Here is a 26,373-nt window from a genome sequence, read left to right as displayed (position 1 = left end):
GCTTTTTTAAGCTAATGATAAGCCTACTCTTTGCCTGAAGCTGGCGTTATATTAGGTTTTACTGAAGGTGATCAACCTCAAATAAACAGATAAAGATCGTAAAAATCGGTTTTGCTTTTCGATGATGAGCGTAAACTAACCTTAAACATGTAAATTAAATGCATGATTAGGTAATCATCAGGAGAAAGGCAATGTTCTGTATTCAATGTGAGCAAACAGTGAGAACCCCAGCAGGGAATGGTTGTAGTTATTCGCAAGGCATGTGCGGCAAGCTAGCATCGACGTCAGATCTACAAGATCTGCTTATCTATATGTTGCAGGGCGTATCGGCGTATGCTGTAAAAGCGCGTGAATTTAATATTATCAATGCTGAAATTGATACCTTTGTGCCTAAAGCATTCTTTGCCACGTTAACTAACGTGAACTTTGATGATGAACGTTTAATGGATTACGCCTATCAGGCACAAGATTACCGTAACGAGTTAAAAGCGGCTTACGAGCAAGCGTGCGCCGACAAAGGCGTAGAGCCTGAAGCTGTTATTGCACAAGGTTCACTAAACCTTGCTGCTTCAAAACCTGAAATGTTAGATCAAGCGCCATTAGCACTGCCAAACCGTGGTGACGTCCACGAAGATATTCTTGGCCTTCGATTATTGTGTTTATACGGCCTTAAAGGCGCAGCTGCTTATATGGAGCATGCGCGCGTATTAGAACAAACAGATGCTGATGTTGCTGGTGAGTTCCATCAAATCATGTCTTTCCTTGGTGAAGATTCAGTTGATGGCGACAAATTATTTGGCACGGCGATGGAAATTGGCCAACTAAACTATCGCGTGATGGCGATGCTTGATGCAGGTGAAACTAGTGCATTTGGTCACCCTGAGCCGACTGAAGTGAACACCAAGTCAGTTAAAGGTAAAGCGATTTTAGTGTCTGGTCATGACATGAAAGATCTTGAGCTTATCTTGCAACAAACTGAAGGCAAGGGCATTAACGTGTTTACTCACGGCGAAATGCTACCGGCTTTAGCTTATCCAGAATTTAAAAAGTATCCGCACCTTGTGGGCAACTACGGTAGTGCATGGCAGAATCAGCAGCGTGAATTCGGCACTTTCCCTGGCGCTGTTGTGATGACATCTAACTGTATTATCGACCCGAATGTGGGTGAGTATTCAGATCGTATTTTCACTCGTAGTATCGTTGGTTGGCCTGGTGTGACTCACGTTGAAGGTGAAGATTTTAGCGAAGTGATTGATAAAGCGCTTGAGCTTGAAGGATTCACTTATGATGAAATTCCTCACAAGATCACCATTGGTTTTGCTCGTAATGCCTTAATGGAAGCTGCACCTACAGTGGTTGAGAATGTGAAAAATGGTTCTATTAAGCATTTCTTCTTAATCGGTGGTTGTGACGGTGATAAATCAGAACGTAGCTATTTTACTGACTTAGCTAAATCTGTGCCTGACGACACCATTATCCTGACACTTGGTTGCGGTAAGTACAAATTCAATAAACTTGAGTTTGGCGACATTAATGGGATTCCTCGTTTATTAGATGTGGGTCAGTGTAACGATGCTTACTCTGCTATTCAGTTAGCATTAGCGCTTAAAGATATCTTTGAATGTGACATCAACGAGCTACCATTAAGCCTTGTTCTATCTTGGTTTGAGCAAAAAGCGATTGTGGTGTTATTAACTCTATTATCGCTTGGTGTTAAAAACATCCGTACCGGTCCTACACCGCCTGCTTTCTTAACTGAAAACTTGGCAAAAGTGTTAGAAGATCAATTCGGTTTACGTAATACCACTGATGTTGCATCAGATCTTCAAGCAATGATTAAGGCCGCTTAATCAGCTGTATACGGTGATATAGGCTATCAGCTTGTATCACCGATTTACATCTCTAGTTATTTATCATTGACCTAGTGAAAGGTGCCCTATGAGTTCATCAGGATTTTCATTTTCTGCAGCACTATCTGCGGTGCAATCAACAAAAGACGAGAGCAAAGACTCAGCTGAAAAAACCAAAACGGTATCGGGTTTTTCAATGTCGAATGCACTCGCAATCACTGCTAAGAAATCGGCTGCATCGCTTAATTCTGATGCTGAATTTTTAGCTGCAGATAATTGGCAACGTGGCGATATAAAGCTTCGCTGTGTAGAAAAGTGGAATGAAACTCATGATGTCGTTAGTTTTCGCTTTCAAGGCTTAACGCCGGTTAAGTTTCATTATAAACCGGGTCAATTTATTACCTTAAAACTCGAAATTGATGGTGAGATGGTTTATCGCAGTTACACCATGTCATCGTCACCTTCACGTCCCTATTCTATAGTGGTCACCATTAAGCGTATTCCAGGTGGCAAAGTATCAAACTTTGCCGCTGAGAATATTAATGAAGGTGATGTTATCTCTGCATTAGGGCCTGATGGAGTCTTTAACCTTGTCGATGTGAAGGCAGATAAATATCTATTTTTAAGTGCTGGCAGCGGCATAACACCTATGTACTCAATGTCTCGTTGGTTACTTGATACCAAAGTCGGTAGTGATATTGGCTTTGTGCATAGTGCAAGAAGCGAACAAGACATTATTTTCGCTGATACGTTAAGTACGATGGCGCATAGAAGCTCTAAGTTTAATCTGAATTACCTTTTAGAGTCGGCACCTGAGCTTGTGGATGGGGTTAATCACACTGTTAATGACTGCAGAATGTCAGGCCGCTTCGATATGGCAAAGCTTGCTCAGCTGGTACCAGACTTTATGGAGCGGACTATTTTTGTCTGTGGGCCAGAGCCTTATATGGTGGCGGTAAAGTCACTGGTTGAAGCCAGCGGCTTTAATATGCTTAACTTTCATCAAGAAAGTTTCGGTGGTCCAGCAAAACCTGCAGTTAAGGTAAGTCATGCCAACAGTGACAGTGGGTTTATGTTGAGCATTGCTGATAAATCGATTTCCTTATCGGCTGATGACACTTTACTTGATGGTATTGAATCTGAAGGGTTACCGATTATTGCAGCTTGCAGAAGTGGTGTTTGCGGGGCATGTAAATGCCAAGTCACATCAGGGACGACCGAGTCGAGCAGTACAATGACGCTGACTCAAGATGAAATAGCAGCGGGTTATGTATTGGCGTGCTCAACTAAAATTACTTCAGATGTGACATTAAAAATGTAGCTAATGATTCACTCGCAATTAAAACAAAAAAAGTCAGCAAATGCTGACTTTTTATTTTTTTTGAGAGTGAGTTTAAATGTTTAAGTTGCCATTTAATAAGGCATAGATTAAAAATCCCACCCAGCTCGCTGCCAGTAATATCCAAGGGAACTTAGGCGATGAGGTCGGCGCTTCAGCGATAAACGCAATTTCACTCGTTTCTTGGCGTGACTTGGCTTTTAAGTCTTGCTTACGTTGTTTATCTCGGCCGCGGGCTTTTGCCTTTTGCTGCTTTTTATATTCCGCAATGCCTTTTTCGATACCTTGAGCAATTAACTTAGTTTGCTCTTTGGTTTGCGATGGTTTTTGCGTGGCTTTGGCCACTTTCATTGCTTCGTTTTGGGTTTCTTGAGAAATCTGCTTCGCCATTATGCCTACAAATACAGTGTTGAATTCTTAAAGACACTATACCGAATCTTGAGTGGGAACTTAAATTGTAGATTAATTATTGTTAAACCATGAGCTATCGCACGAGTGGGCACGCCGCTTTATCGTAAAATGGATTTTTCAATATAAGGAATCGTTAAATGTCTGACTCTATTCACGGTCGTAATGTTATTAAGTTGATGAAAGCGCAAAACACGCCACAACCACATCAGCAATGGCTTGCTCTTATGGCGCAAGAGTTTGGCGAAAATGCAGAGTTTCATACCTGTAGAGCCAGTGATATGAATGCGGCTCAATTAGTTGATTTGTTTATCAGCAATGGGCGTTTAACCGAAACAGATGCTGGTTTTGAAATTAATCAATGTGGACATTGTGCAGGTAAAGAGCACGGTGAAGAAGGTCATTCGCACGATTAATTGAGACAAAAATCAGTTTGATTATTCATAAAGCCAGTCTCTGACTGGTTTTTTTGTGGGGGTAAATAATTTAAGTGGATTTTTTAATAGTGACGAATTCGCTGATTTAAGTAGGCATATTCATATCCTCATAGCACTTAAGGATTTTTATTTACTTAAGACATTGATGAACTACCTTTTGCCTGCTTAAATTGTAAGCAACACAGGATGCGGGAAATCATGGATGAATACAGTAAATCAGTACCCTATTAGTCGCCGAAGTTTTATCAAAACAATTGCTGGAGGCGCAGCCATTAGTTTTAGTATCTCTAGCTTACCCATTTCTTTACTTGCAGCGGAATCTCCCCCTTTAACCGATATTGCCCCCGAGCCGGCATGGGCACCTGAGCCTGGTGTCGCCCAGTGGCGGATCGATGGTAAACCAAAAGTCATGGGGCAAAAAATATATGCACGTGATTTTCGTGCTCGCGATTTAGCAGAATACGGCTGGCCATATCAAGCTGAAGAAAGGGTGATGTATGCCCTAAGAACCAACCGAATAAATACGGTTGTAATGGATTATCAGCTTTCAATGCTCCCAGCCGAATTACAACCCATTACCATTATTGATGCGCAAAAACTGATCAATGATAAAGTGGATGTTAGCTGTGATATGAAAAAGCCATTTTTTGTGTGTGCCAAAAATAGGGACAAGAGTAAAAATAAGAGTAATGTCAGGCATGTTGCTGACTATTACGGCCAGCCAGTAGCTTTGCTGATTTTTGCAAATTTTGATGTCTATCGCCGAGCAAAAAAAATCCTACAATTTAACCAAAATACTATTATTTATGGTGACAGCGTTGCTCCACTTGATCCGAGTATTTATGGCAATTCTTATGAATATGTAAAAGGTTCACTGAATGGCAATCCCTTCAATGTGGTACATGATGAGCCTGATTACTATAAAAGTCACAGCCCTATAGTAAAGGGCAACATTACTTCAGCCATTGAGGTAAACACTGCCTCTGGAGTCTGGCAGCAATACTCAGCTAATTATGTCACTCAAGTTATGGACCCTATGTTCATGGAGCCGGAGGCTGGTTTAGCTTGGTATGACAAACAATCATCTCGTCTACACTTATTACTCGGTACTCAATCGCCCACAGGGGATATATCTGGCGCGGCAGAAATATTCCGTAATGCTAAATGTACTTATAATGTCAGTGAAGTAGATTTGATTGCTTGCTATCCAGGGGGAGGATTTGGTGGGCGCGATAGCTCTTACTTTACAATGTATTTAGCAATGGCAGCCCCATACGCCAATGGTTATCCTCTGCGTTGGGCACAAGACAGATTTGAGCAATTTCAAGTTGGATTAAAACGCCATCATACTGAATTTACAGAAAACTTATGTATCGATGACAATGGTCTTATTCAGGCTGTTACAGCCAGTTTTACCCTAAATGGAGGAGGAAGAAAAAACTTAAGCCCTTATGTTGCTGAACTTGCAGCATTGAGTGTCTGTAATGCTTATAACATTCCGCAAATTGTCGCCTATGGTGAAGCGCTAGATACACCTGATTTAATTGGCGGATCGCAACGTGGGTTTGGTGGGCCACAAGCCTTTATTGCTCTAGAAACCTTATTGGATCAGGCTGCAGAAGATACAGGCAGAGATCCTTTCATGATCCGTCGTTTAAATTTACTCGATAATCAGAGTACAACGGTAACAGGTGCCCCTATTCAGCAAGATTTGCAATTGCCCCAAATCCTCGATGCATTAGAAGCCCTGCCATTGTGGACTAACCGTGAGACAACGAAGCAACAGTTTGCTAATCAAGGACTTAAATATGGTGTGGGGTTAGCGTTAGCAAACGAAGCGTATGGTACCGGTGGTGATGGTATGTTTGGCGCAGTGATGATTAACCGAGATGGCAGCATTACTGTTCGCACCCCCTATATTGATATGGGCAATGGCGCAGCCACAGCGCTAGGCTTGGCACCGTCTGTTTGGCTTGGGAAAAATGCCAGTAACATTATGATGGGCGATGCTGGTTTTTTTAATAATCTAGGTTTAACTAAGATAGATGCTTACCCTTCTTGCGTACCATCTGAGACTAAAATTGATCCTGCGAAACAAGTGGCACAATTATCGGGTTCATCTAGTGCATGTCTTGGGGCTTTTTATCAATATCATGCAGTGTCATATGCGGGGTTAAGTTTACTGCTAGGCTCTGTTATCCCTGCTTTACAGCGGCTTTGGCAAGCTGAAGTGGACTATAAGCAGTTAGTTTTCTCGCACGGAAGTATCAGTATAGAAGGCTACCCTGCTATTGAATGGAGTCAGATTGTTGAAGTGATTTTTAGTCAACAATTACCCAATAGTGCTGCCGTTCATGCCAGCTTTGTTGGTGAGTTCGTTAATGCTGACTTTAGCTTTTCTTCATTAAGTCAAAACCCTATCACTCTACCTTTAGACTATATTGCTCTTGGTTCCTTGCCTAATGCTTTACAGACTGTTACTCGAACTAATATGACTACACTACCGAAAGTTAATTCACGTTATGGCCGTAGCACTTACGCACCTAGCGGGGCATTAATTGCGGTATCTGTCGATCCTAATACTGGTTATGTCGTTGTTGAAGATTGTATTACAGCGTTAAGTGCTGGCGTGCAACATTGCCCGCAATTGGTGAGTGGCCAATCTCAAGGCGGGGTAGCAATGGCAATGGGATATGTACTGTCGGAAGACTGCCCTCTTAGCCCAGAAGGACCAGGTGCTGGAAATTGGAATTTAGATAAATATAAGCTAATGAAAATGGGTAATGTACCTTTAAATCAACAATTGCTGGTTATGCCACCTGCCGACAATGAAGCGACTGCGCGGGGGATTGCAGAGGCCGTTATGTGTCCAATTCCTCCGGCTATTCTCAACGCATTAGCGATGGCAACTCAACATCGCTTTACACAGTTACCTGTCACACCAGCGGCAATAAGGACGGCAATCTAATGGATAATATACCAATTTCTTTCATGGTTAATGGTGCGAGTATTGATGCGCCTACAACAGATGGCGATATGGCGTTAGTGGATTATTTACATGAACGACTAGGGTTAACTGGGACCAAATTTTGTTGCGGTATAGGAGAGTGTAGAGCGTGTACAGTTGCCACTAGAAATGGCCCTAACGCAACAATGCAAACCACTTTATCTTGTTCAACTCCAGTTGATAGTTTGAATGGCTTAGAAATTTTTACCGTAGAAGGATTACAACAAGGGGACAAGTTGTTACCTCTTCAGCAAGCTTTTTTAAAGCATTTCTCTTTTCAATGCGGCTATTGTACTCCTGGTTTTTTGATGGCCACATGGGTGTTATTGCAAAAATTACAGCTTTCTCCTATTTCAGAAAGCGAGCTAGACGATGCAATTGAGCAGGGCGTTGGCCGCAATATTTGTCGCTGTAGTGGCTACGTTAGATATTACCAAGCAATTAGAGAGTTAGCGTTGCCTTTAACGAGGGAGCACTTGTCATGAAGGGATATAAACGATTCATACCAGCTTGGTTATTATATATTTGTAACTCGGTATGCGTTATAGCCTTGATGGGCTGTGACAGTTTAGGCACATCATCTCAGCAGAAGCAGAGTACAGCGATTGATGAAGTGGTTATTGTAGAGCTAAACCAATCGATTATTGAGTATGGTCAACAGTGCGCAAACTTGGTTGCAGAGGTGCCAGCATTTGACTGTAATGACGGGGTTGATGTACCCATTACTGTGAATGGGCAAGTGCCACAGTATCAAGAGTATACGCAAAATATGGTTTGTGACCGCCCAGCATTATTGCCTTATGGTGAAGACACTTTTGGTCAATGTACGCCTTATTCTAAGGTGTTAGATTTATCAAATGAGACAACTCAAATATCTGCTTTTTGCCGACGTAAATACCTTCGACCCGATGATAGTCCGTTGTATGACGAAGTTGACGTAATTTTGCATAGTACCACTTCGGGGGATACATGCTGGTTTCATGCAGAAACCCCTAATGACACAAGTGCTGGATTTGATGCTTCAAGGGTACCGCCACCTAATGAAGTTACTCCTCCACCGGGGCATGTTGATGCAATGACTTTTTGGTGGAAGCCACTTGATACTGTGAGCAAGAATTGTGGTGGTTGTCATGATGCCGATCCGTTTATGTATAGTCCATATATAGGGCAGGTTTGGCAACATGTGCCGGTTGACCCATTCGGACCGTATAATAATGCGATTGGTGATTTCGCCCTATGGTCAACGTCATCAAGTATTGAAACCGAAGGAAATACCTGTACCACTTGTCATCGGATTGGCAACTTAGGGAGTTGTGTTAATGTCGATCTTGAAACGGGACAAACATTTCCTGGTAATATTCAAGTCGCCTCTGGAATGGCATTACCGGTTAAAGGAGGAGATGAATTAGCAAATCAGTACCCTTTGAGTACTTGGATGCCGATTAATAATTTCCATAGCCAAGCGTTTTGGCAACAGGTTTACAGCCCTTCAGTATCAGCTTTGTTGTCATGCTGCGATAATCCTCAACAACTTCAGTGTCAATTAACACCAATAACAGGTGGCTGAAATTAACTGGTTCCATAAAAAAACGCCACTATTGAGTGGCGTTTTTTTACAGGTGAAGGCTTAGCCAATAACGCTTAGATAGCCTTGCAAAATAATCGCATTAACAATATCTATAAAGAACGCGCCTACAATTGGCACGACCATAAAGGCTTGTGGTGAAGGGCCTGTTCTTGATACTAATGCACCCATATTCATAACCGCAGTTGGGGTTGCGCCCATACCAAAGCCGCAGTGACCGCCAGCCATAACAGCAGCATCGTAATTACTGCCCATTAATCTAAAGGTGACGAAGTAGGCAAATAAAGCCAGGATTATGCCTTGGGTCAGCAAGATAATTAACAGTGGAATCGCTAAATCAAAAATCTCCCATAGCTTTAAATTCATTAATGCCATTGATAAAAATAGCGCTAATGACACGGTGCCGAGGATATCAACACACTCACTGTTTATTTTAAACCCACGGGTTAACTCAGTGGCATTGGTGATAACAACACCAAAGAATAGTGCATAAACAAATTCAGGCATTTTCAGCCAAGTAATGTCGTATGCAGTAACAAATTTACCGAACCATTTAGCCCCAGCAACACATAACAGCAGAACAAATAAAACTTCTAAAATCCGTTTAGCGGTTACTCTGTCTTCTTCAAGCTGGTCGTAGGTCACTAAATCTGGGTGATCTTCATGATGATTACCTCCTACACCGTAGGATGAAACCAGCTTGTTTTTGTTAATCAATCGCTGAGCGACTGGGCCACCGATAATACCACCCATTACCAAGCCAAACGTCGCTGCTGCCATGGCAAACTCAAGGGTGTTCATCCCGTAGTTCTCTTGGAAGGTTTGTGCCCAAGCAGCGCCAGTGCCATGACCTCCTGAAAGGGTGATAGAGCCAGCAATTAAGCCCATTATAGGTTCCAAACCTAATGCTGTAGCCATGGTTACGCCAACACCATTTTGGATAATGATATATAAAGAGGCGATACCTAAAAACAAAAAGACTTTACTACCGCCCTTCATAAGCAATTTGTAACTTGCCGCTAAGCCAACGGTGCTGAAAAACATTAGCATCAAGGTGTTTTGCATCGATAGCGTAAATTGAAGACTGATGTTATTGAAGTGCAGCAAAGTAATAAAGCTGGCAACGATCAGTCCGCCCACGATGGGTTCTGGGATATTATATTTTCTAAAAGCGGGTAAATGACGGTTGACCGAATGGCCAATGAATAGGACTAAAATCGCTACAAGAAACGATTCAAGCTCTCCAATAGAATAGACTGTATTCATGAAACTCCTTTGGATAGCAATGAAAAAAGTAACACACTGCTTTAACGCATCACCACATGGTATGCCTTTATATATGACTTAAATTAATTAGTTATGCTGATTATAGATTATGACGAAGCTAAAGATAATGCTATCAAGCTAAATTGATGGGTTATTGCGCTAAAACAGACACAAATTAACATGTAATTAATCTCACGAATGCAGTTGTTAAGTTCAAAGATACAGATGTAGGTGACTTGCTTGTCACTTGTTAACTTTTAAAGACTGGATTTTGCGTTAATTTAAACCCTTGTCATTGATAAAAGGTGATTTGATGAGAGTGACTATTTAGTTTGCTGATGAGCATTAATCTGAGCTGCGGTAACTATCATTGATTTTATTTTGGTGTCAAAGGAGGGATTAGGATGAAATTCAATGCTAAAAAAATGGAGTAATGACTTTCATCATTACTCCATTTTTATCACTATTATAATGCTTTAGAACGCAATTAAAGCAGCACTCCAAGAATTAAAATAGAAAATTAATCTACTGCAACCATAACATTGCTAGCTTTGATAATGGCATAAGCATTGCCACCAACCACTAAACCTAGTTGCTCACAAGATTTTTTAGTGACAACAGAAGTGATTTCAACACCTGCAGCTAATTCGATAACGATTTCGTTATTAACTGAACCTTCTTCAATAGAAAGAATTTTTCCAACAAGTGAATTACGTGCGCTGATTTTCATATTTTTGAAATCTCTATGTAGTAAGTGAATATATATCAATGATATATATGATTAATTTATCTTATAAAAAATTGTTTGCAATAAGATAATGCGGCTAATGTTATAAGTTTAGTTAGTATTTTGTGGTTTTGGGGGCTATATCGCAGTTTAGTTTATGAAATTGCACTTTATCTTGCTTATTGTATGTCATTCATTAGTTGTAATTTTCAATGTTTGTTATGCCATTATCTTGTGAGCCTATATAACATTCATTAATTATCAGTGAGTTATAATAATGTAAATAGTCAATAATTTGACTTGTTAACTGCTTGGTGCTGGTGTTAAAATTCGCATGTTTTTTTAAACTGTAGATACTCTAATGGCAAACTCGTTGCAAAATGAGGACGCAAAGTGACAGCACAGGCGGGTCTGTGGGCTGCATTACTGAGTGTTAAAAGATGACAGATAATTTTGTGCAACTTATAACACTAGGATTTTAAATGAAATTGACAACTAAATTAGGGATGCTGTTAGCACTGTCTTGTTCAACGGCCTCTGTAGCTCAAGCTGAAGAACTTGAACTGGTATCAGGACAATACTTCTACGGCTATGAAGAGCAGTTTAATCATGGCTCTTGGGGGATCATTGATGATTTAGATTTTTCTGAGTTACAAGAAGAAAACCCTAATTCGTTAAAGAGAGAACTGAAGGCATTGTACTCTGAAGATGAGAAAATGTATTTTGATGTTCAATGGACCCGTAAAACGTTAAAGAAAATGTTCCCTGAGCAATGGGCACAAGTTAAAAACCTAGAAGGTGATGAGCGACGCGACGCTATTAAGAATATACGTAACCAAGCATGTGATGCCAAAATGGAAGTGGGTTATGCCACAACATATGGCATTGACGGTGAAGGTTATGCTGCTGAATTAGATACGCATGCCTGTGGTGGTGAAACTCAACTTGGAACTGTTAGAATGCGCACTTATGTGCCAACAGTTCCAGGTGCAAAGTATGCCATTTCTGTTAAATATCAAAAGCGTGACTATGATTATGAAGCTCATGGCGCACGAAATGAAGCAAATGCATATCGTGATTTAATTGTACGAGTAGGCTCGGAAAAACATAACTTATCACTTGACGCTGTCGAAGGTGAGTCACTGGATCAAGGCTTTAAAAAAGCTTGGATAACGTTTACTGCTGATCGTTTTTATACGCCTGTGATTTTACGTGACAGTGGTTTTCCAGATAGTTACGGTGTCTTGATCCGTGGTGTGCAAGCATTTAAGACTGAAGACAATGATCGTGAATTAGAATGTGCGGCTTATTATCCTGAATTTAGTCGTGATCTAAAGCGTTGTTTAGTGGGAGACGTTGATCCTAATTTAATGGGCTGTGACTTAACACAAGCAACACTAAATTGGACGAAAGGCGATAAGCTTATTGATGACGAAAGTCGTTCTATTGAAGAAAATATCTTTAGTACTGCTAAAAATACCTTCTTATCTTTGGGTCAAGCAGGAAAGCTTAACCTGATTTTAAAAGAAAATGGTATTAATGCTAGCTGCCCTATTTCAGGTAAAACCTTACACCTTAACGAGTACACAGGTAATAATGGTACTTATGAAGAGTATGCTGAAAAAGGAGTGATTGCGGTTAAATTATTAGGTTGTATGGACGATAGTTTAAACGGTGTGTCTTTATTGGCAAATCAACATTTCTCTGCTGATCCAGAGAAGCCTTTTGAATTACAAACTAACGATAAATTCGAATATAACTTCGCTCCAGAGGTTTATGCTGAATGTCGATTATCAAGAATTACCATTAAAGATAAAACGCATAAAATCCCAGAAACACAACAGGGATATGTAGAGAATAGTGATGGCATCGATTTAAATAAGATGACGCTTTCTAACGAAGATTAATTCGCACGTTGCTTCATTTAATGAACTAAAAGGCTGCCAATTGGCAGCCTTTTTATTAGTTAATTTTTTCCCATAAGACTCTATTTCAAAGAAGGATTTTTGTTTGTTTGAAATTATTTTTCATCACTTACTATTGGAGGTGTGTATAAAAAGTGTGCTAGGTTAGAATTTGTAAGCATGAGCTTGATGTCAATATCAATGGCTCATTACGCTTATGAAGCAGTGAATACTGCAGAATGAATAATATTAAGGATGATAAGAGGTGTTTATGCTCAGGATGTTGCGATTAACGATAAATGGAACCGCAGTTGAACCGTTTCGCAAAAATATAGTTGGTTACTTAACGCCATTGTTCTTTGGCGGCATGTTATCTTTTTTATTAGCAGGTTGTAGCACCACCTCGCACTCTTCAGCCAAATTAAATGTAATGCCTCTTCCTGAAAATGGCGCTTATTTTGTTAACGCAATAGATTTGGATATAACAAAAAATAACTTAGTTCCATCGGTAGAGAGTTTGTCGGCATTACTACCAGATCAAGTCGAAGAGCTTGAAGCCTTTATTGCAAGACCTGAGATTGCTGAGCTTTCGAAGCGATATCAAGTGGTTCGTTTTATTAACAATAAAATGGTTAATTTTAATTACGAAGGCTTAAATTATAATACGGCTCAAGCTTGGCAAAATAAGTCTGGTAATTGCATGGCTTTAGCGATGCTGACGTATGGTGTGGCAAAGCATTTAAACGTGAGAGCTGTTTTTCAAGTGGTCCACTCGGCGCCTTTATTAACGCATATTTCAAATGACTTAGTCGTGACCTCAGATCATGTCCGTACCTTTTTATATGAAACGGATGCTGGCGGTGTATATATTAATGGTAGTGAATTCACCGTCATAGATTATTTCCCTGATAGAAACGATCGCACGGGAGCGGTGGTCAGTGAAGATGAGTTTCTTGCTATGTTTTATCGTAACCTCGCTGCAGATGCCCTTCTCGCCAATGACTTAACCTTGACCTACTCTCTATTAGAAAAAGGCTTACAACTTGCCCCTAAGTATATTCCATTGATTAATATGATGGCTGTGGTGCATCGACGAGTGGGAGATTATCAAGTTGCTGATGCTTACTATCAATATGGCCTACAGTTTGAATCTAACTCACTGACATTATTAAGTAACTATAACTATTCATTATATTCACAAGGTAAAGTACTAGAAGCTGATGCCATTTATCAGCAACTCATTCAGCTAGAGAATGAGACACCTTACGGTTGGTACTCAATGGCGCAAGAAGCGACGAGACAGCAAGACTATTTTGCTGCAGAAGCATTCTTAAAAAAGTTTATCAATAACAGCCCTTATTATCATCAAGCCTATTATGAACTCGCCAAAGTACAGAATGCACAAGGCAAAGTGTTAAGTGCGAAAAAAACGCTCGAAAAAGCATTGGAGTTAACATCTATGGGTAAGAGTCAGCAAAAGTACTTAGCAAAATTATCTTGGCTTAAGCAAAGTAACAGCCCTAGTCACCGGTAGTAGAACAGCTAATCAGTAATAATAAAGCCGCATATTGCGGCTTTTTAATTTATGAGTTTAAGCGAGGCTGCTGCGTTCTAATCAATACTCAGTTCTTAGCTTTGGATGCGCTTTGGTATTAGTCAATGCTTAGCGCGACCATTTTCAACGGATGATTACCATCAAATGAAGGGAAGTCTTCATGGCAGTGGATCCATTGTTGATGAGTCACACGCCGACCTTGTTTTTCAACACAGCGAATTAAGCTCTTCAGCCAAGTATCACGCTCAACTTTAGCGACATTATTACAACACACAATCGTGCCGCCAGATTTTGTAGCTAACATGGCAGGTTTAAATAAGCCTTGGTAATCATTGATTAAATCGACAGTACCAAATGGACTTTTAGCAAAGCGAGGGGGATCGAGAAAGACTAAATCAAATTGTGTTGCTGGCAGCTTTGGGTATTTAGGTAATTTTTGCCCACGGCGTCCGCCGACCTTAAGGCCTGCAAGCTGACGTAAAGCTGGAAAAGCATCACTTTGTATAAACTCACACACTTCTGTCACGTCATTAAGTTCGGCATTTTTCTTTCCAGCTGCTAATGCAAAAGAAGAAAAGTCTACGTTCGTGACCTTAGTTGCCCCGCCCATTGCTGCCGCAGTGCCGATGCCACAGGTGTATGAAAATAAATTCAGCACCGTTTTATGTTCACTATGCTCTCTAACAAATTCACGGCCAACTCTCATGTCTAAAAACAGCAGAGGGTCTTGTCCTTCATGGCGTAATTTAGACGTAAATTGAATGCCATTCTCTTGAATGACTTGTTCAGAGCAAGCAAATTCGTGATGGTCACTTTGTAGTGCATTTTCGACACGGGAATTGCGTTTTGAGCGATCATTATAAATGACAGGTAATGCCGTTAATTCTGTGAGGACTTGAGTCAATTCTTCCAGCTGCGTTTCAGTTAAGGTCTGGTGAAATGTTTGAATTAACCATGCATTGCCATAGCGATCAATATTCAGTCCATTTTCACCTTCAACAGTGCCATGGTAAATACGAAAGCAATCTGTTTGACTGGCTTCTGCTTGAGCGAGAAATGTTGCTCTACGATCGATGGCATGGGTTAATGAAGTTTGCAAAGACATAAATAAGTGCTCAGTGGCGAATAGAGATATAAACGGTGATTATATCAAGCTTTACTAGATTAAGGGGAAATCCCTAGCCTGAAAGGCTGGTAATTATGGCAATAGCGCCTAGGCTAAAAGAAGATTATCCATAAATTTAGTGATGGAGGCTCAGTTTTCAGATGTTAATAGTATTTCAGCTATTGAATAGGGCATATATTACTGAGCCCGTAGGTTGATTGGTTGGGATTTAGAGGTTTATTTGAAGCAGCTATTTTGTATTTCCGCTAAAAAAATGTTGTTTTGTATCCTGGGCCTATGTGGTTTTAGTTTGACTTTATCTGCCAATGAACTGGTTTTTGACCCTTTGCTCACGATTAATGATAGTCAGCAAGGGCGACAGTTGGTTGAGCTTTATTTTCAAGCAGAAAATTCACCAGATAACACATTTAATACCATAACAAGCATGAACACTTCAGGCGTGTTGGATAATAATGTGTTTTATACCGCTGTTTATTATCGCATTCTCCATAATATTGCTGTTGCAAAATCGGATCTCGATGCTGCGTCCCAGTCCGCTGAGAAATTATTTGAGTATGGTCAATCGCAACAGCTGGATTGGATCCTTGCAGAAGGCTTGACCTTAAAAGGGATCCTCGCTGCCCGCCAAGGTGAAAGCAAACAGGCTTTTGACTATATTGAGCAAGCGATTGTAATCTGTGAATCAATTCATTATGAGCGACTATTAGCAAGAGCACTCAATACTCGAGGTATATTACACTCACGCAATTTAGACTACGAAGCATCTTTAAGTGATTATCAAAAAGCCATTTCATTGTTAGATGAGAGTAACCAACATCATTTTTTAGGGCGAATATATTCAAATATTTCAGTAGTTTATTCGAGATTGAAAGATTGGCGAAATGCCATTGAATACAATCAGAAAGCCGCCGAATTGTTGTTGAAGGACGACAATATCAGTTATGAACTACTGGTTGTTTTATATAGTAATGCCAGTAATTTGATGTTGCAGGTTAACGATATCGCCGCCGCGACAGATTTTAGCCATAAGAGTACAGTTGCAGCACGTCAGTCAGACAATGTGCAGTTAATTGTAAATGCATTATGGACTGAAGCAGAATTATTGTTGCAGCAACAACAAATGAGCCAAGCAGAGCCGATTATATTGGAATGTCTATCCCTTGCTCACGAAGCCTTAGATCCCCTAGCATCAAAGCAATGTTTATATGGTTTAAGTGAGGTAAGATTTAGTCAAAAAAACTATGAGCAAGCAACAGAGTATGCAAACCAATTATTGCTAGATTTTGAAGATATTAATAATCAAGATTGGCTCTTAAAAACACATCAATTACTTGCCCAAATTTACCAAGAAACGGCTCAGTACCCTGAAGCACTCGCACATTTGACCACTTATTATGAAGGCACTCAACGGCAACTGTTCGATAAACGTGAAAAACAAATCTATGAGTTACAAGTGAAATTCGATGCGCAATTACAAGATGAAAAAATTGCGTTATTGACTGCTGAGAATAATTTAAAAGCTGCCACGTTAGAGAAAAAAGAGCTCCAAGAAAAGTTGTGGATTTTAGTGTTTAGTGGATTAACTATCGGAATCGCGCTTCTCATTCATCGCTATACGTCTAATAAAAAACGTATCTCAACATTACGTTCAACCAACAAAAATCTCTATATGCAATCGAATAAAGACCCATTGACGGGTTTATACAATCGCCGGTTTGTAAATAACTTTGTTGAGCATAAAATCACTAAAACAGGCGTAGAGTATTACAGTGTGCTCATTTTGGATTGTGATTTGTTCAAGAAAATCAATGATACCCATGGTCATGACGCTGGCGATGAAGTGTTAATGGCATGCGCCACTCGTTTGCAAAACAGAATCAGAGCAAACGATGTGCTAGCTCGCTGGGGCGGTGAAGAGTTCCTGATATTATTAGCGCTTGAGTCTGATGAATTGCAACAGCATATCTTGGAACGATTTAATCAGGTGATAGCAGATACCCCGGTAGAATATTCTGGACATTCACTCAAGGTGACGATTTCTATTGGGGCAACTAAGCCTATTTTATCGTCTGAACTTGTGCAACATTGGCAGCATTATCTCACTTTAGCCGATAGTGCGTTGTATCAGGCTAAATCACATGGACGAAACTGTGCTTTTATCGATGGGGCAATTATTGAAGCTTCATAGTTTACAAAGCTCGTACATTGCCAAGGTTTGCTTAGGAATTTGAAGGTACAGAATGAATCTTAAAGGTTTTATCGGCAATCAGTTTGCCATTGAGTTCTAGTGTCATGCGCCAGTTTCCCACTTTGTTACTCACAGGTGCCCAAATACAATCGCCTAAATAAAACTTCCAATCATTTTCTTTTATATACACTTCGCCATCGTAAGGCGCTTCAATATTACCTTCTGCATCAGGGATATTTGGATGATAGATACAATATTTAAGCACTTGGTTTTTCGCTTTTTTAATGCGAGTGACAAAGCCGAACTCCATGTCTATTACAGCTGGCACATGGACTGTTGCTTCTAAAAAGCGAGGGAGCTCATCACTTTCAGAGTCCCACTTACTGAAGATGCCTGATTGGATAATCTTGATATCTGCTTTTAATTTACTCATAAACGTCTAAATTCAATTGACTTGGGCAGCGATTATTTCGCCTTAATGTGCTTAATCGCTGCTTGCATTGCAAATTCATAACCCTGAATGCCTAACCCGCAAATAACCCCTTGTGCTTTATCTGAAAAATAAGAATGACTTCTAAAGGGCTCTCTGGCGTGCACATTTGAAATGTGAACCTCAATAAAGGGAATGTTAACGCCTAAGATCGCATCTCTTAGTGCGACACTTGTATGAGTGAACGCTGCAGGGTTAATAATAATGAATTGAGCGTCAGTTGCATGAATCGCATCGATAAGCTGATATTCGGCATTAGATTGAATATGATCAAACGCTAAGCCAGACTGCTGAGCTAATTGGCGAGCATTTTCAACCACGGTGTCTAAGTTATCACTACCGTATAATCCAGGCTCTCGGCGGCCCAATAAGTTAAGGTTCGGGCCGTTAACCAATAAAACTTTTGCTTGCGTTGACATGTTCATTCCTTGCTAAAAGTGTTGCAGCTCGCTGCGTTAAGTCAATTGCGATGTTACTGATCAAATGATTGGACTTAAGTGAGTGTAATTTATCATGATAATGATAGCCAAATCGGGAATTATTTTCATGATAACCCGCGGTAATGGCTAATAATCAGATTTGCTTCTTCGTAGCGCTTTAGTCGCTCCGCGCTGTTTTTTTGCGTCAACACGGCGACGCTGACTAGCCTTAGTTGCTTTAGTAGCAATTCGGGCTTTTTGAACAATCCCGACGCTTTTCACTAATTCAATAAACTGCTCTAGTGCCAGTTGTCGATTAAAATCTTGGCTACGACTTTGCTGACACTTAATAATAATTTTGCCACTTTTAGTAATGCGGTGATCGGCTTTGGCTAGTAACTTTTGCTGATAAAACTCAGGGAGTGAAGACTGCCTAATATCAAAAATGATCTGCGCCGCAGTTGACACTTTATTGATATGCTGGCCACCTGCACCACTTGAACGGATAAATTGCCATTCAATTTCATTATCTTCAATGCTGACACGGTTGGTAATATTGATCATTGTGCTAAAACGCTTCACTTTTTTAAATCATAACTGTGGTTAGCTTAACAAACTTTTGTTTAGTACAGCGGATAAGATTTGCTACTATCAACAATAATATAGGCTGAAACAGATGTTGATACATCGTTATGCAGCCGCATAGACAGTTTGGAGTTGCGTTATGTTGTGCCAAATCCCTGATATTTCCCCAGGTGTCATTAGCTTGTTTGTTAGTGGACGTTTATCGACCCATGATTACCAAACGCACTTGCAACCATTGATTACTCAGTATCGTGACAATAGTGGCCAAGTAAAATTATACATCGAAGCTGATGTGTTGCTAGAAGGGTGGGATGTCAGCTCATTAATGGGCGGAGATAAAGTTCAATTACCGCCATTTGATGCTTTGGTGTTTGTAGGAGGCCCTGACTGGGTTGGTAACTCGGTTAATTTACTTGCGCCATTCATGCAAGGTGAAGTAGCGTGGTTTCCGTTAGAGCAAAAACAACAAGCCATAGCATGGCTTAAGCAGTGATGTCAGTGTCGTGTTGCGCCATAAAACCAGTTTAGATATATTTTTGTTATAAATTCAAGGAAGTAAAATTAAATGTTCAATAATAAAACCAACCGTTTAGCGGCTAAACTAACGATTATTTTTGCTGCAGCAGCATTGGTCCTAGGGTTGAGTGCTTGCTCACCTGAAGTAGGAAGTGAAGCTTGGTGTAAACAAATGAAAGATAAGCCTAGTGGTGATTGGACTGCTAATGAAGCGGCTGATTATGCCAAGCATTGTGTATTCTAAATGATCATAAACCGTGATCGCGTTATTTATTATGACATTCAAGGCTAGCGGGTTTAGCACTTTTAGGTAAACTCATTGTCTTATGACTAGCCAGTACTTTCATTAAGCTATTTAACTTGCTTGTTAAGTGCTTGGCTAGGAGATATTTATCAGAGGTCATTTGTGTCATTGTCAGCCATTAAAACATGTGCAAAATTAATGGTCGCCGTTATGTTGCTGCAATTTATCAGCACTAACTTAGGCGAGCATCAGTTGCATCTTGGTGATGGCGAAAACGAGCAAGTGAACCATTCCCACATCGTATTTTCAGCACCAGCTGATGTTTGCGATAAAGCTGATGATTTTACTCACTTATTTAATGCAACCTCGACAGCATCTGAAATCCATAACCATACGTTAATGGCTGACAACCAAGATTATGAACTGTGTTTAGATTGTCAGTGTCACGGTGGTCATAGCGCAACAATTGATTTTGTCGCTCAGCTTATGCCTGTGGCAATAATTTCTGAAGCGCCAAAAACTGTTATTCAAACTTACATTCCCCCAGAAGCACGCTTAAGTTACCGCCCTCCTATTTTATTAATCAGTTAATGACTTAACTGATTAATCTTGCATAGTTATCGTTTTAACCGACTGGTTCTGTCTAATCCTATTGGGTTTGAGGCAGCCTGTATTGAGGCTAGTTATAAGTCGTCAAAAGGTTAACTCGCTTAGAATTTAACTATTTTTGCATCCAGATAATTTCAGGGTGATAACAGCTTTGCACGATTAATCATCAATTAATTTTAGATTTTGACTTAGGTCGAAACGAGAATAAATGATGAATAAATCTATTATTTCTTCAGCGCTTATTGTGCATTTAAGCATGATGGGGGCGAGTATTGCGTTTATACAAACTGTGCATGCCGAAGGGGCGTTAGCGAGCGCCTTTAATCGGCCAATACATAACACTGCTCACTCAGCATTTGAGCGCACTAATGTAACTACAAGTACTCAATCGTGGTTTGACACCTTGATGCTCAGCTTTGAACAGCTGCCACAAATACAGGCTCAAATGTCGTTAAAACGCCAAGCTTTATTGAAGTTATCAGCCGCAGATAATGCGATTTATAACCCAGAGCTTGGCGTGGATTATCAACATGCACCGGAGGACGACACCTTCACTATCGCCTTAAGTCAAACCATTGATTGGAGTGATAAGCGAGGCGCAGCAATTCGATTAGCGCAATTGGAGTCAGAAATCACCTTGTCGGAAGTGGCTGTTGAGCGCAGTCAGATACTGTCAAAACAATTGTTGGCAATAGTGGCGCTGCAACAAAATCAAACCTTGTTCGCTTTTAATCAACAGCAGTTTGATTTAGCAAGGGCGCAACTTGCATTGGCTGAGCAGCGTGTCGAAGTAGGCGATATTGCTATGGTTGAACTGCAACTCATGCGTCTTGATGTCGCCAACAATGCAGCAGCTTTGGCTTTAGCAGAGCAAGCATTACTTGTTGCAGAAACAGAAGTCTACACCTTATTAGGCCATGAGAGTGTACCTAATATAACGCTAAACAGTTTAATAGAGCTGACATTAAGCCAACGAGTCACTCCAGAGTTACCCGCATTAAAAACGGCCTATCAACAAGTCATGCTAGCCAGATTGCAGGTGAATCAGTTGAAGGCTGACTTATCTGCAGATCCCAGTATTAGCCTCAGCGCAGAGCGTGAAGGTAGTGATAATAAATGGGGGCTAGGTGTGTCGATTCCATTAACCGTCCGAAACAACTACCACGACTCCTTTGCTGCAGCGAACGAAAGCATTGCCATTGCTGAACAATCTTATTTAGCGACAGAAAAGGCACTGCATCAACAGTGGCAGCTATTTACTCGTGCAATCCCAAGATTATTAACACGCTATCAAGACTGGCAGCAATTAGTTGAGCAATCAGGTCAAGAGGCGACAGCTTTGATTTCAGGCCAATGGCAAACAGGTGATATTAGCACCAGTGATTATCTGCAAAGTCAGCGGCAAATGAGCACTAGCTTTGTTGCTGGCGTCAACTTAGAAGCCAATTTGTATCAACACTGGCTCACGTGGATGGGCGACAGCGGGCAGCTTGAACAAGTGCTACAGCAGCATTTTATGACCAATAAGTCAGCAACTACCGATGCTTTAGCTGATTAACTAACAACAATATTGAGTGGTTATTTGTTGAGTTTATAAAGCGAATAACGGCTTAAAAGGAACATTATGAATATTCAACATCTTGATAAAAAACTGAGCAAACGCTCGCTAACTGTTATCGCGATACTGGTGTCAATTTGCTATATCCCCCAAGTATTAGCGGGGCCTGGGCATAACCATGCCGAGAAACCACAACAAAACGATCGCATTACTCTGCAGAATGAAATCACTGATGAGCATAGCAATGCGTTAGTGCTTACTGACCGTCAGCAGCAAATGGCTGGTATCGAAGTGATGAGCTTATCAAGTAGCACATTTAACTTAGATGATGTGGCTACAGCAACCCTCATTGTCGATCGAGATCATACCGTCACCCTAGCGCCACAGTTGGATGTCAGAGTGCTAAAACGTCATGTGGTGCCAGGCCAGTTAGTCAATAAAAATCAAGTTTTACTGACCTTGGGCGGCGCGGCAGTGGCTCAAGCGCAAGCGGATTATATTACCGCAGCAGCTGAGTGGAATAGAGTGAAACAGATGAGTAAAAACACCGTCAGTGAAAGTCGACGATTAGTGGCAAAAGTACAAGCTGAGCTGACTCGTGCCAACCTAGAAGCGCTCAGTATGACGGCATTGCAAATCAATCAATTGATTACCAAGCCTGAGTCCATTGGTCGTTATCAATTATTGGCACCGATCAATGGCCGGGTGCAGCAAGATGTGGCCATGATAGGTCAGGTTTCTGCTGGTGGAAGCCCGTTAATGCAGTTAACGGACGAGTCACACTTATGGGTCGAAGCTCAGCTTTCTGCTCATCAGGCTGCGGGGATAAATAATGGCGATAAAGCATTAGTCAGAGTCAATGAGATATCCATTGAGGGGACGATTATTGGCCGTTCCCATGAATTGGACTTGGTGACGCGCACAGAGCAAGTATTAGTGAGCATCGATAATAGTGAATACGGTTTACATGCAGGACAATTTGCGGAGTTGTATCTACCAAATAGTCTCGATGGGGGTGTCGTGTTGCCTGATTCAGCGTTAACCCGCAGTAGCGATGGTCATTGGCAAGTGTTTATTCAAGATGATGATGGGTTTGAGGCAGTTGAAGTTGAAGTGATTGAAAGTCAGCGTGGAATGAATATGGTCAAGGGCATTGAGCCTCGCGTTCGTGTGGTGATCAGTGGTGCGTTTTTGTTGGCGTCTGAACTTGCAAAAGCAGGTTTTGATATTCACAACCACTAGGAGCTGAGCATGTTATATAAATTAATCGAAACAGCGGTTAAACACCGATTTGTAGTGGGTTTGGCGTTGCTCGCTATTGTTATTACTAGTGTATTCATGTTGCCAAAGCTGAATTTAGATGCTTTTCCTGACGTGACGAATGTGCAAGTTACTGTGAATACTGAGGCGGAAGGCTTAGCAGCAGAAGAGGTAGAAAAGCTCATTAGTTACCCTGTTGAATCTGCCATGTATGCTTTGCCTGACGTCACAGAAGTTCGCTCGTTGTCACGTACTGGCTTGTCGATTGTGACAGTGGTTTTTGCTGAAGGTACAGATATTTACTTTGCTCGCCAGCAAGTGTTTGAGCAGCTGCAAGCCGCTAAAGAGATGATCCCAGATGGTGTCGGTGTGCCTGAGATTGGGCCGAATACCTCAGGGCTAGGGCAGATTTATCAATATATCTTGCGGGCAACACCTGAATCAGGCGTTGATGCCGCAGAGCTTCGTAGCTTCAATGATTACTTAGTGAAGTTGATTTTAATGCCTGTTGGCGGCGTTACCGATGTGTTGTCATTTGGCGGTGATGTACGTCAATACCAAGTGAACATCGACCCCAAGAAGCTACTCAGTTACCGCCTAACAATGGCACAAGTGACAGAGGCTCTGGAGAGTAATAATCGTAATGCTGGTGGCTGGTTTATGCCCCAAGGACAGGAGCAGCTTGTTGTTCGTGGTTATGGGTTACTGCCTTCAGGTGATGCGGGATTAAGGGCAATAGCACAAATTCCATTAACAGAGGTGGCAGGCACCCCAGTTAGAGTTGCTGATATTGCGCAAGTTGAATATGGCCGTGAAATTCGAGTGGGCGCAGTAACCTTTACCCGTAAAGAACTAAATCCTGTGAATGGCAAAACAGAAGTTAATGCCATGGGCGAAGTGGTTGCCGGGGTCATTTTAAAACGAATGGGAGCAAATACTAAGGCCACGATTGATGACATTAACGAGCGGGTGAGTTTGATTGAGCAGTCACTGCCCACAGGCGTCTCATTTGAGGTGTTTTACGATCAATCAGACTTGGTTAAGCAAGCTGTCACAACGGTTGTCGATGCCTTACTAATGGCATTTGTGTTCATCGTCATTATTCTCGCTTTATTCTTGGTGAATTTGCGGGCGACATTACTGGTGTTGTTATCAATCCCTATTTCAATAGGGTTGGCATTGATGGTGATGTCCTATTACGGTATGTCAGCAAACCTAATGTCACTGGGAGGCTTGGCGGTGGCTATAGGGATGTTAGTTGATGGCTCAGTGGTGATGGTTGAAAACATTTTCAAGCGTTTAACTGAGCATTTTCCTAATAAGCAGACTCAAGATCAACACGCAAAGCATCATGAAAATGGAAACCAAGCTGTTGTTACCCAACAAACAGCGCTGACGGTTACCCAAGTCATTATCGCGGCTAAAGAAGTATGTAGCCCCATCTTCTTTGCGACCGCAATCATCATTGTGGTATTTGCGCCTTTATTTGCTTTAGAAGGCGTTGAGGGAAAAATGTTTCAGCCGATGGCGGTGAGTATTATTCTGGCGATGATGTCAGCTTTATTCGTCGCGCTGATTGCTGTGCCTGCTATGGCTGTGTTTTTATTTAATCGTGGCGTCAGCCTCAAACACAGCCCAATACTTGCGCCTATTGAGCGGGTCTATCGTCAGCTGCTTGCAAGCACCATAAAGCAACCCGCAATCGTGATGGTGAGTGCTGTGACGTTATTCATAGTCAGTATGATGCTAGTGCCCAAGCTAGGCACAGAGTTTGTGCCAGAACTTGAAGAAGGCACGATTAACTTACGAGTGACTTTAGCGCCAACCGCAAGCTTACAAACCTCATTAGATATCGCCCCAAAAATCGAAGCAATACTGATGGATTTTCCAGAGGTGGAATATGCATTAAGCCGCATTGGCGCCCCAGAGCTTGGTGGCGATCCTGAGCCTGTGAGTAACATTGAAATCTACATTGGTTTAAAACCAGTTGATGAATGGCAAAGCGCTGATAATCGGTATGAATTACAGCATTTAATGGAAGATGAATTGAACATACTTCCTGGCTTGTTATTCACTTTTTCACAGCCTATCGCCACCCGTGTAGATGAATTACTTTCAGGGGTTAAAGCACAATTAGCCATTAAAATCTTCGGCCCAGACTTAGCGGTATTATCTGAAAAAGGTCAGCGATTAACGGAGTTGGTTAGCGAGGTTGAAGGCGCTGTTGATGTGTCGCTTGAACAAGTCAGCGGCGAAGCACAATTGGTCATTAGGCCAATGCGCGATCAACTGGCTCGATATGGCTTGAGTGTCGATCAAGTGATGAGCTTGGTAAGCCAAGGTATTGGCGGTGTCAGTGCAGGGCAAGTGATTGATGGTAATGCCCGCTATGATATTAACGTGCGATTAGCTGAGCAGTTCCGCAGTTCGCCAGATGTGCTGCGAGATTTGATTTTGCTCGGCGCTAATGGTGCTCAAGTTCGTTTAGGTGATGTGGCCAAGGTCGGTATAGAAATGGCGCCGCCGAATATTCGTCGTGATGATGTGCAGCGCCGCGTTGTGGTACAAGCTAATGTATCAGGCCGTGATATGGGCTCGGTTGTAAATGACATTTATGCCATTGTGCCAAAGGCGCAGCTGCCAGCAGGTTATACCGTGGTTGTGGGAGGGCAATATGAAAACCAGCAACGAGCGCAGCACAAGCTGATGCTAGTGGTGCCGGTTTCAATTGGATTAATCGCCTTGTTATTGTTTTTCTCATTCGGCTCACTTAAACAAGTGGGACTCATTATGGCGAATGTGCCCTTAGCGTTAATCGGCGGAGTAGTCGCGCTTTACGTTACAGGGACATACTTGTCAGTGCCAAGCGCTATTGGCTTTATCACTTTATTTGGCGTGGCGGTGCTTAACGGTGTGGTGCTGGTGGATGCCATTAATCAGCGGCGAGAAGAACACAATCAATCTGAATCACTGCAAACCAGCGTGTTTGAAGGCACTATCGGCCGATTGCGCCCAGTGTTGATGACGGCATTAACTTCAGCATTAGGAGTCATCCCAATATTACTGTCAACGGGTGTCGGCAGTGAAATCCAGCAACCGTTAGCGATAGTGATTATTGGCGGTTTATTTAGCTCGACAGCATTAACGCTATTGGTATTGCCGACTATGTATTTGTGGTTGTATAAGGCAAAACACAAAAAGTAGTTTCTTGATTCTAGACTTCAAAAAGTAACCCAACTTTTTAGTTGGGTTACTGTTCATATCTTCTAGTGCCGTCACACTCTGATTTCTACGACCTTC

General features: G+C 41.5%; 22 protein-coding genes and 1 riboswitch. Of the genes, 15 read left to right on the top strand and 7 right to left on the bottom strand.

Annotation, left to right across the window (positions count from 1 at the left end):
- Positions 1-191 precede the first annotated feature (191 nt).
- Positions 192-1,850: a hydroxylamine reductase gene (gene hcp, locus AB4128_RS01375; RefSeq protein ID WP_372036451.1), complete on the top strand. Its 1,659-nt coding sequence runs from the start codon at positions 192-194 to the stop codon at positions 1,848-1,850.
- Positions 1,851-1,938: 88 nt separating this feature from the next.
- Positions 1,939-3,171: a hybrid-cluster NAD(P)-dependent oxidoreductase gene (locus AB4128_RS01370; RefSeq protein ID WP_372036448.1), complete on the top strand. Its 1,233-nt coding sequence runs from the start codon at positions 1,939-1,941 to the stop codon at positions 3,169-3,171.
- Between the two features lie 72 nt (positions 3,172-3,243).
- Here AB4128_RS01370 and AB4128_RS01365 read toward each other — a convergent pair whose 3' ends face one another.
- Positions 3,244-3,579 carry a DUF2956 domain-containing protein gene (locus AB4128_RS01365; protein ID WP_372036446.1) on the bottom strand — a complete coding sequence of 112 codons (336 nt, stop codon included), beginning with the start codon at positions 3,577-3,579 and terminating at the stop codon, positions 3,244-3,246.
- A gap of 158 nt (positions 3,580-3,737) precedes the next feature.
- Between AB4128_RS01365 and AB4128_RS01360 the strand changes: the two genes are divergently transcribed.
- The 4 genes from AB4128_RS01360 to AB4128_RS01345 all read left to right on the top strand — a co-directional run bounded on the left by AB4128_RS01360 (position 3,738) and on the right by AB4128_RS01345 (position 8,608).
- The gene (locus AB4128_RS01360; RefSeq protein WP_080914825.1) at positions 3,738-4,013 is read left to right on the top strand and encodes a YecH family metal-binding protein; all 276 of its coding nucleotides are present in this window, start codon (positions 3,738-3,740) and stop codon (positions 4,011-4,013) included.
- 223 nt (positions 4,014-4,236) lie between these two features.
- Positions 4,237-7,002, top strand: a complete 2,766-nt coding sequence (locus tag AB4128_RS01355) for a xanthine dehydrogenase family protein molybdopterin-binding subunit (RefSeq protein ID WP_080914826.1) — start codon at positions 4,237-4,239, stop codon at positions 7,000-7,002.
- Complete coding sequence (locus AB4128_RS01350) at positions 7,002-7,526, top strand: (2Fe-2S)-binding protein (RefSeq protein WP_119967733.1); 525 nt, start codon at positions 7,002-7,004, stop codon at positions 7,524-7,526. The genes AB4128_RS01355 and AB4128_RS01350 overlap by 1 nt, the downstream gene beginning before the upstream one ends.
- A complete protein-coding gene (locus tag AB4128_RS01345; protein ID WP_192022027.1) occupies positions 7,523-8,608 on the top strand; it encodes a hypothetical protein in 1,086 nt (361 codons plus the stop codon). Before AB4128_RS01350 ends, AB4128_RS01345 begins: the two co-directional genes overlap by 4 nt.
- Positions 8,609-8,668: 60 nt before the next feature.
- On the opposite strand, the gene gltS is transcribed toward AB4128_RS01345, so the two are convergent.
- Positions 8,669-9,892 (bottom strand): sodium/glutamate symporter, encoded by a 1,224-nt coding sequence (gltS, locus tag AB4128_RS01340; protein ID WP_055022810.1) that lies wholly within the window; start codon positions 9,890-9,892, stop codon positions 8,669-8,671.
- Positions 9,893-10,412: 520 nt separating this feature from the next.
- A complete protein-coding gene (locus AB4128_RS01335) occupies positions 10,413-10,622 on the bottom strand; it encodes a molybdopterin-binding protein (RefSeq protein ID WP_055022809.1) in 210 nt (69 codons plus the stop codon).
- A gap of 350 nt (positions 10,623-10,972) precedes the next feature.
- Positions 10,973-11,050, top strand: a riboswitch (cyclic di-GMP riboswitch).
- Between the two features lie 51 nt (positions 11,051-11,101).
- On the opposite strand from AB4128_RS01335, the gene AB4128_RS01330 reads away from it, so the two are divergent.
- Positions 11,102-12,526: a hypothetical protein gene (locus tag AB4128_RS01330; RefSeq protein WP_372036440.1), complete on the top strand. Its 1,425-nt coding sequence runs from the start codon at positions 11,102-11,104 to the stop codon at positions 12,524-12,526.
- Positions 12,527-12,794: 268 nt separating this feature from the next.
- Entirely contained in the window at positions 12,795-14,057 is a 1,263-nt protein-coding gene (locus tag AB4128_RS01325) for a tetratricopeptide repeat protein (protein WP_282166522.1), read from the top strand.
- A 118-nt stretch (positions 14,058-14,175) separates the two neighbouring features.
- Here AB4128_RS01325 and AB4128_RS01320 read toward each other — a convergent pair whose 3' ends face one another.
- Positions 14,176-15,183 carry a class I SAM-dependent rRNA methyltransferase gene (locus AB4128_RS01320; protein WP_282166523.1) on the bottom strand — a complete coding sequence of 336 codons (1,008 nt, stop codon included), beginning with the start codon at positions 15,181-15,183 and terminating at the stop codon, positions 14,176-14,178.
- 310 nt (positions 15,184-15,493) lie between these two features.
- Here AB4128_RS01320 and AB4128_RS01315 point away from each other — a divergent pair, with 310 nt between their 5' ends.
- Entirely contained in the window at positions 15,494-17,392 is a 1,899-nt protein-coding gene (locus AB4128_RS01315) for a diguanylate cyclase (protein WP_372036437.1), read from the top strand.
- A gap of 31 nt (positions 17,393-17,423) precedes the next feature.
- Here AB4128_RS01315 and AB4128_RS01310 read toward each other — a convergent pair whose 3' ends face one another.
- The 3 genes from AB4128_RS01310 to arfB form a co-directional block, all read right to left on the bottom strand.
- The gene (locus AB4128_RS01310) at positions 17,424-17,825 is read right to left on the bottom strand and encodes a DUF3859 domain-containing protein (protein ID WP_372036435.1); all 402 of its coding nucleotides are present in this window, start codon (positions 17,823-17,825) and stop codon (positions 17,424-17,426) included.
- 32 nt (positions 17,826-17,857) lie between these two features.
- Positions 17,858-18,301, bottom strand: a complete 444-nt coding sequence (gene aroQ, locus AB4128_RS01305) for a type II 3-dehydroquinate dehydratase (protein WP_372036434.1) — start codon at positions 18,299-18,301, stop codon at positions 17,858-17,860.
- 147 nt (positions 18,302-18,448) lie between these two features.
- Positions 18,449-18,865 (bottom strand): alternative ribosome rescue aminoacyl-tRNA hydrolase ArfB, encoded by a 417-nt coding sequence (gene arfB, locus AB4128_RS01300; RefSeq protein WP_055022802.1) that lies wholly within the window; start codon positions 18,863-18,865, stop codon positions 18,449-18,451.
- Positions 18,866-19,025: 160 nt separating this feature from the next.
- Here arfB and AB4128_RS01295 point away from each other — a divergent pair, with 160 nt between their 5' ends.
- From AB4128_RS01295 to AB4128_RS01270, 6 genes are all read left to right on the top strand, one after another.
- A complete protein-coding gene (locus tag AB4128_RS01295; RefSeq protein ID WP_055022801.1) occupies positions 19,026-19,379 on the top strand; it encodes an STAS/SEC14 domain-containing protein in 354 nt (117 codons plus the stop codon).
- 72 nt (positions 19,380-19,451) lie between these two features.
- Positions 19,452-19,646, top strand: coding sequence for a DUF3012 domain-containing protein (locus AB4128_RS01290; protein ID WP_055022800.1), 195 nt, complete (start codon positions 19,452-19,454; stop codon positions 19,644-19,646).
- A 162-nt stretch (positions 19,647-19,808) separates the two neighbouring features.
- Positions 19,809-20,237: a hypothetical protein gene (locus AB4128_RS01285; RefSeq protein ID WP_055022799.1), complete on the top strand. Its 429-nt coding sequence runs from the start codon at positions 19,809-19,811 to the stop codon at positions 20,235-20,237.
- A gap of 226 nt (positions 20,238-20,463) precedes the next feature.
- Positions 20,464-21,813, top strand: coding sequence for a TolC family protein (locus AB4128_RS01280; RefSeq protein ID WP_372036431.1), 1,350 nt, complete (start codon positions 20,464-20,466; stop codon positions 21,811-21,813).
- A gap of 66 nt (positions 21,814-21,879) precedes the next feature.
- Complete coding sequence (locus AB4128_RS01275; protein WP_372036429.1) at positions 21,880-23,055, top strand: efflux RND transporter periplasmic adaptor subunit; 1,176 nt, start codon at positions 21,880-21,882, stop codon at positions 23,053-23,055.
- A 9-nt stretch (positions 23,056-23,064) separates the two neighbouring features.
- Positions 23,065-26,277 carry an efflux RND transporter permease subunit gene (locus AB4128_RS01270; protein WP_372036427.1) on the top strand — a complete coding sequence of 1,071 codons (3,213 nt, stop codon included), beginning with the start codon at positions 23,065-23,067 and terminating at the stop codon, positions 26,275-26,277.
- Positions 26,278-26,373 lie beyond the last annotated feature (96 nt).

Source organism: Shewanella sp. 10N.286.52.A9, assembly GCF_041468985.1.
GTDB lineage: Bacteria > Pseudomonadota > Gammaproteobacteria > Enterobacterales > Shewanellaceae > Shewanella > Shewanella japonica.
This window is presented reverse-complemented; position numbering and strand designations above follow the sequence as displayed.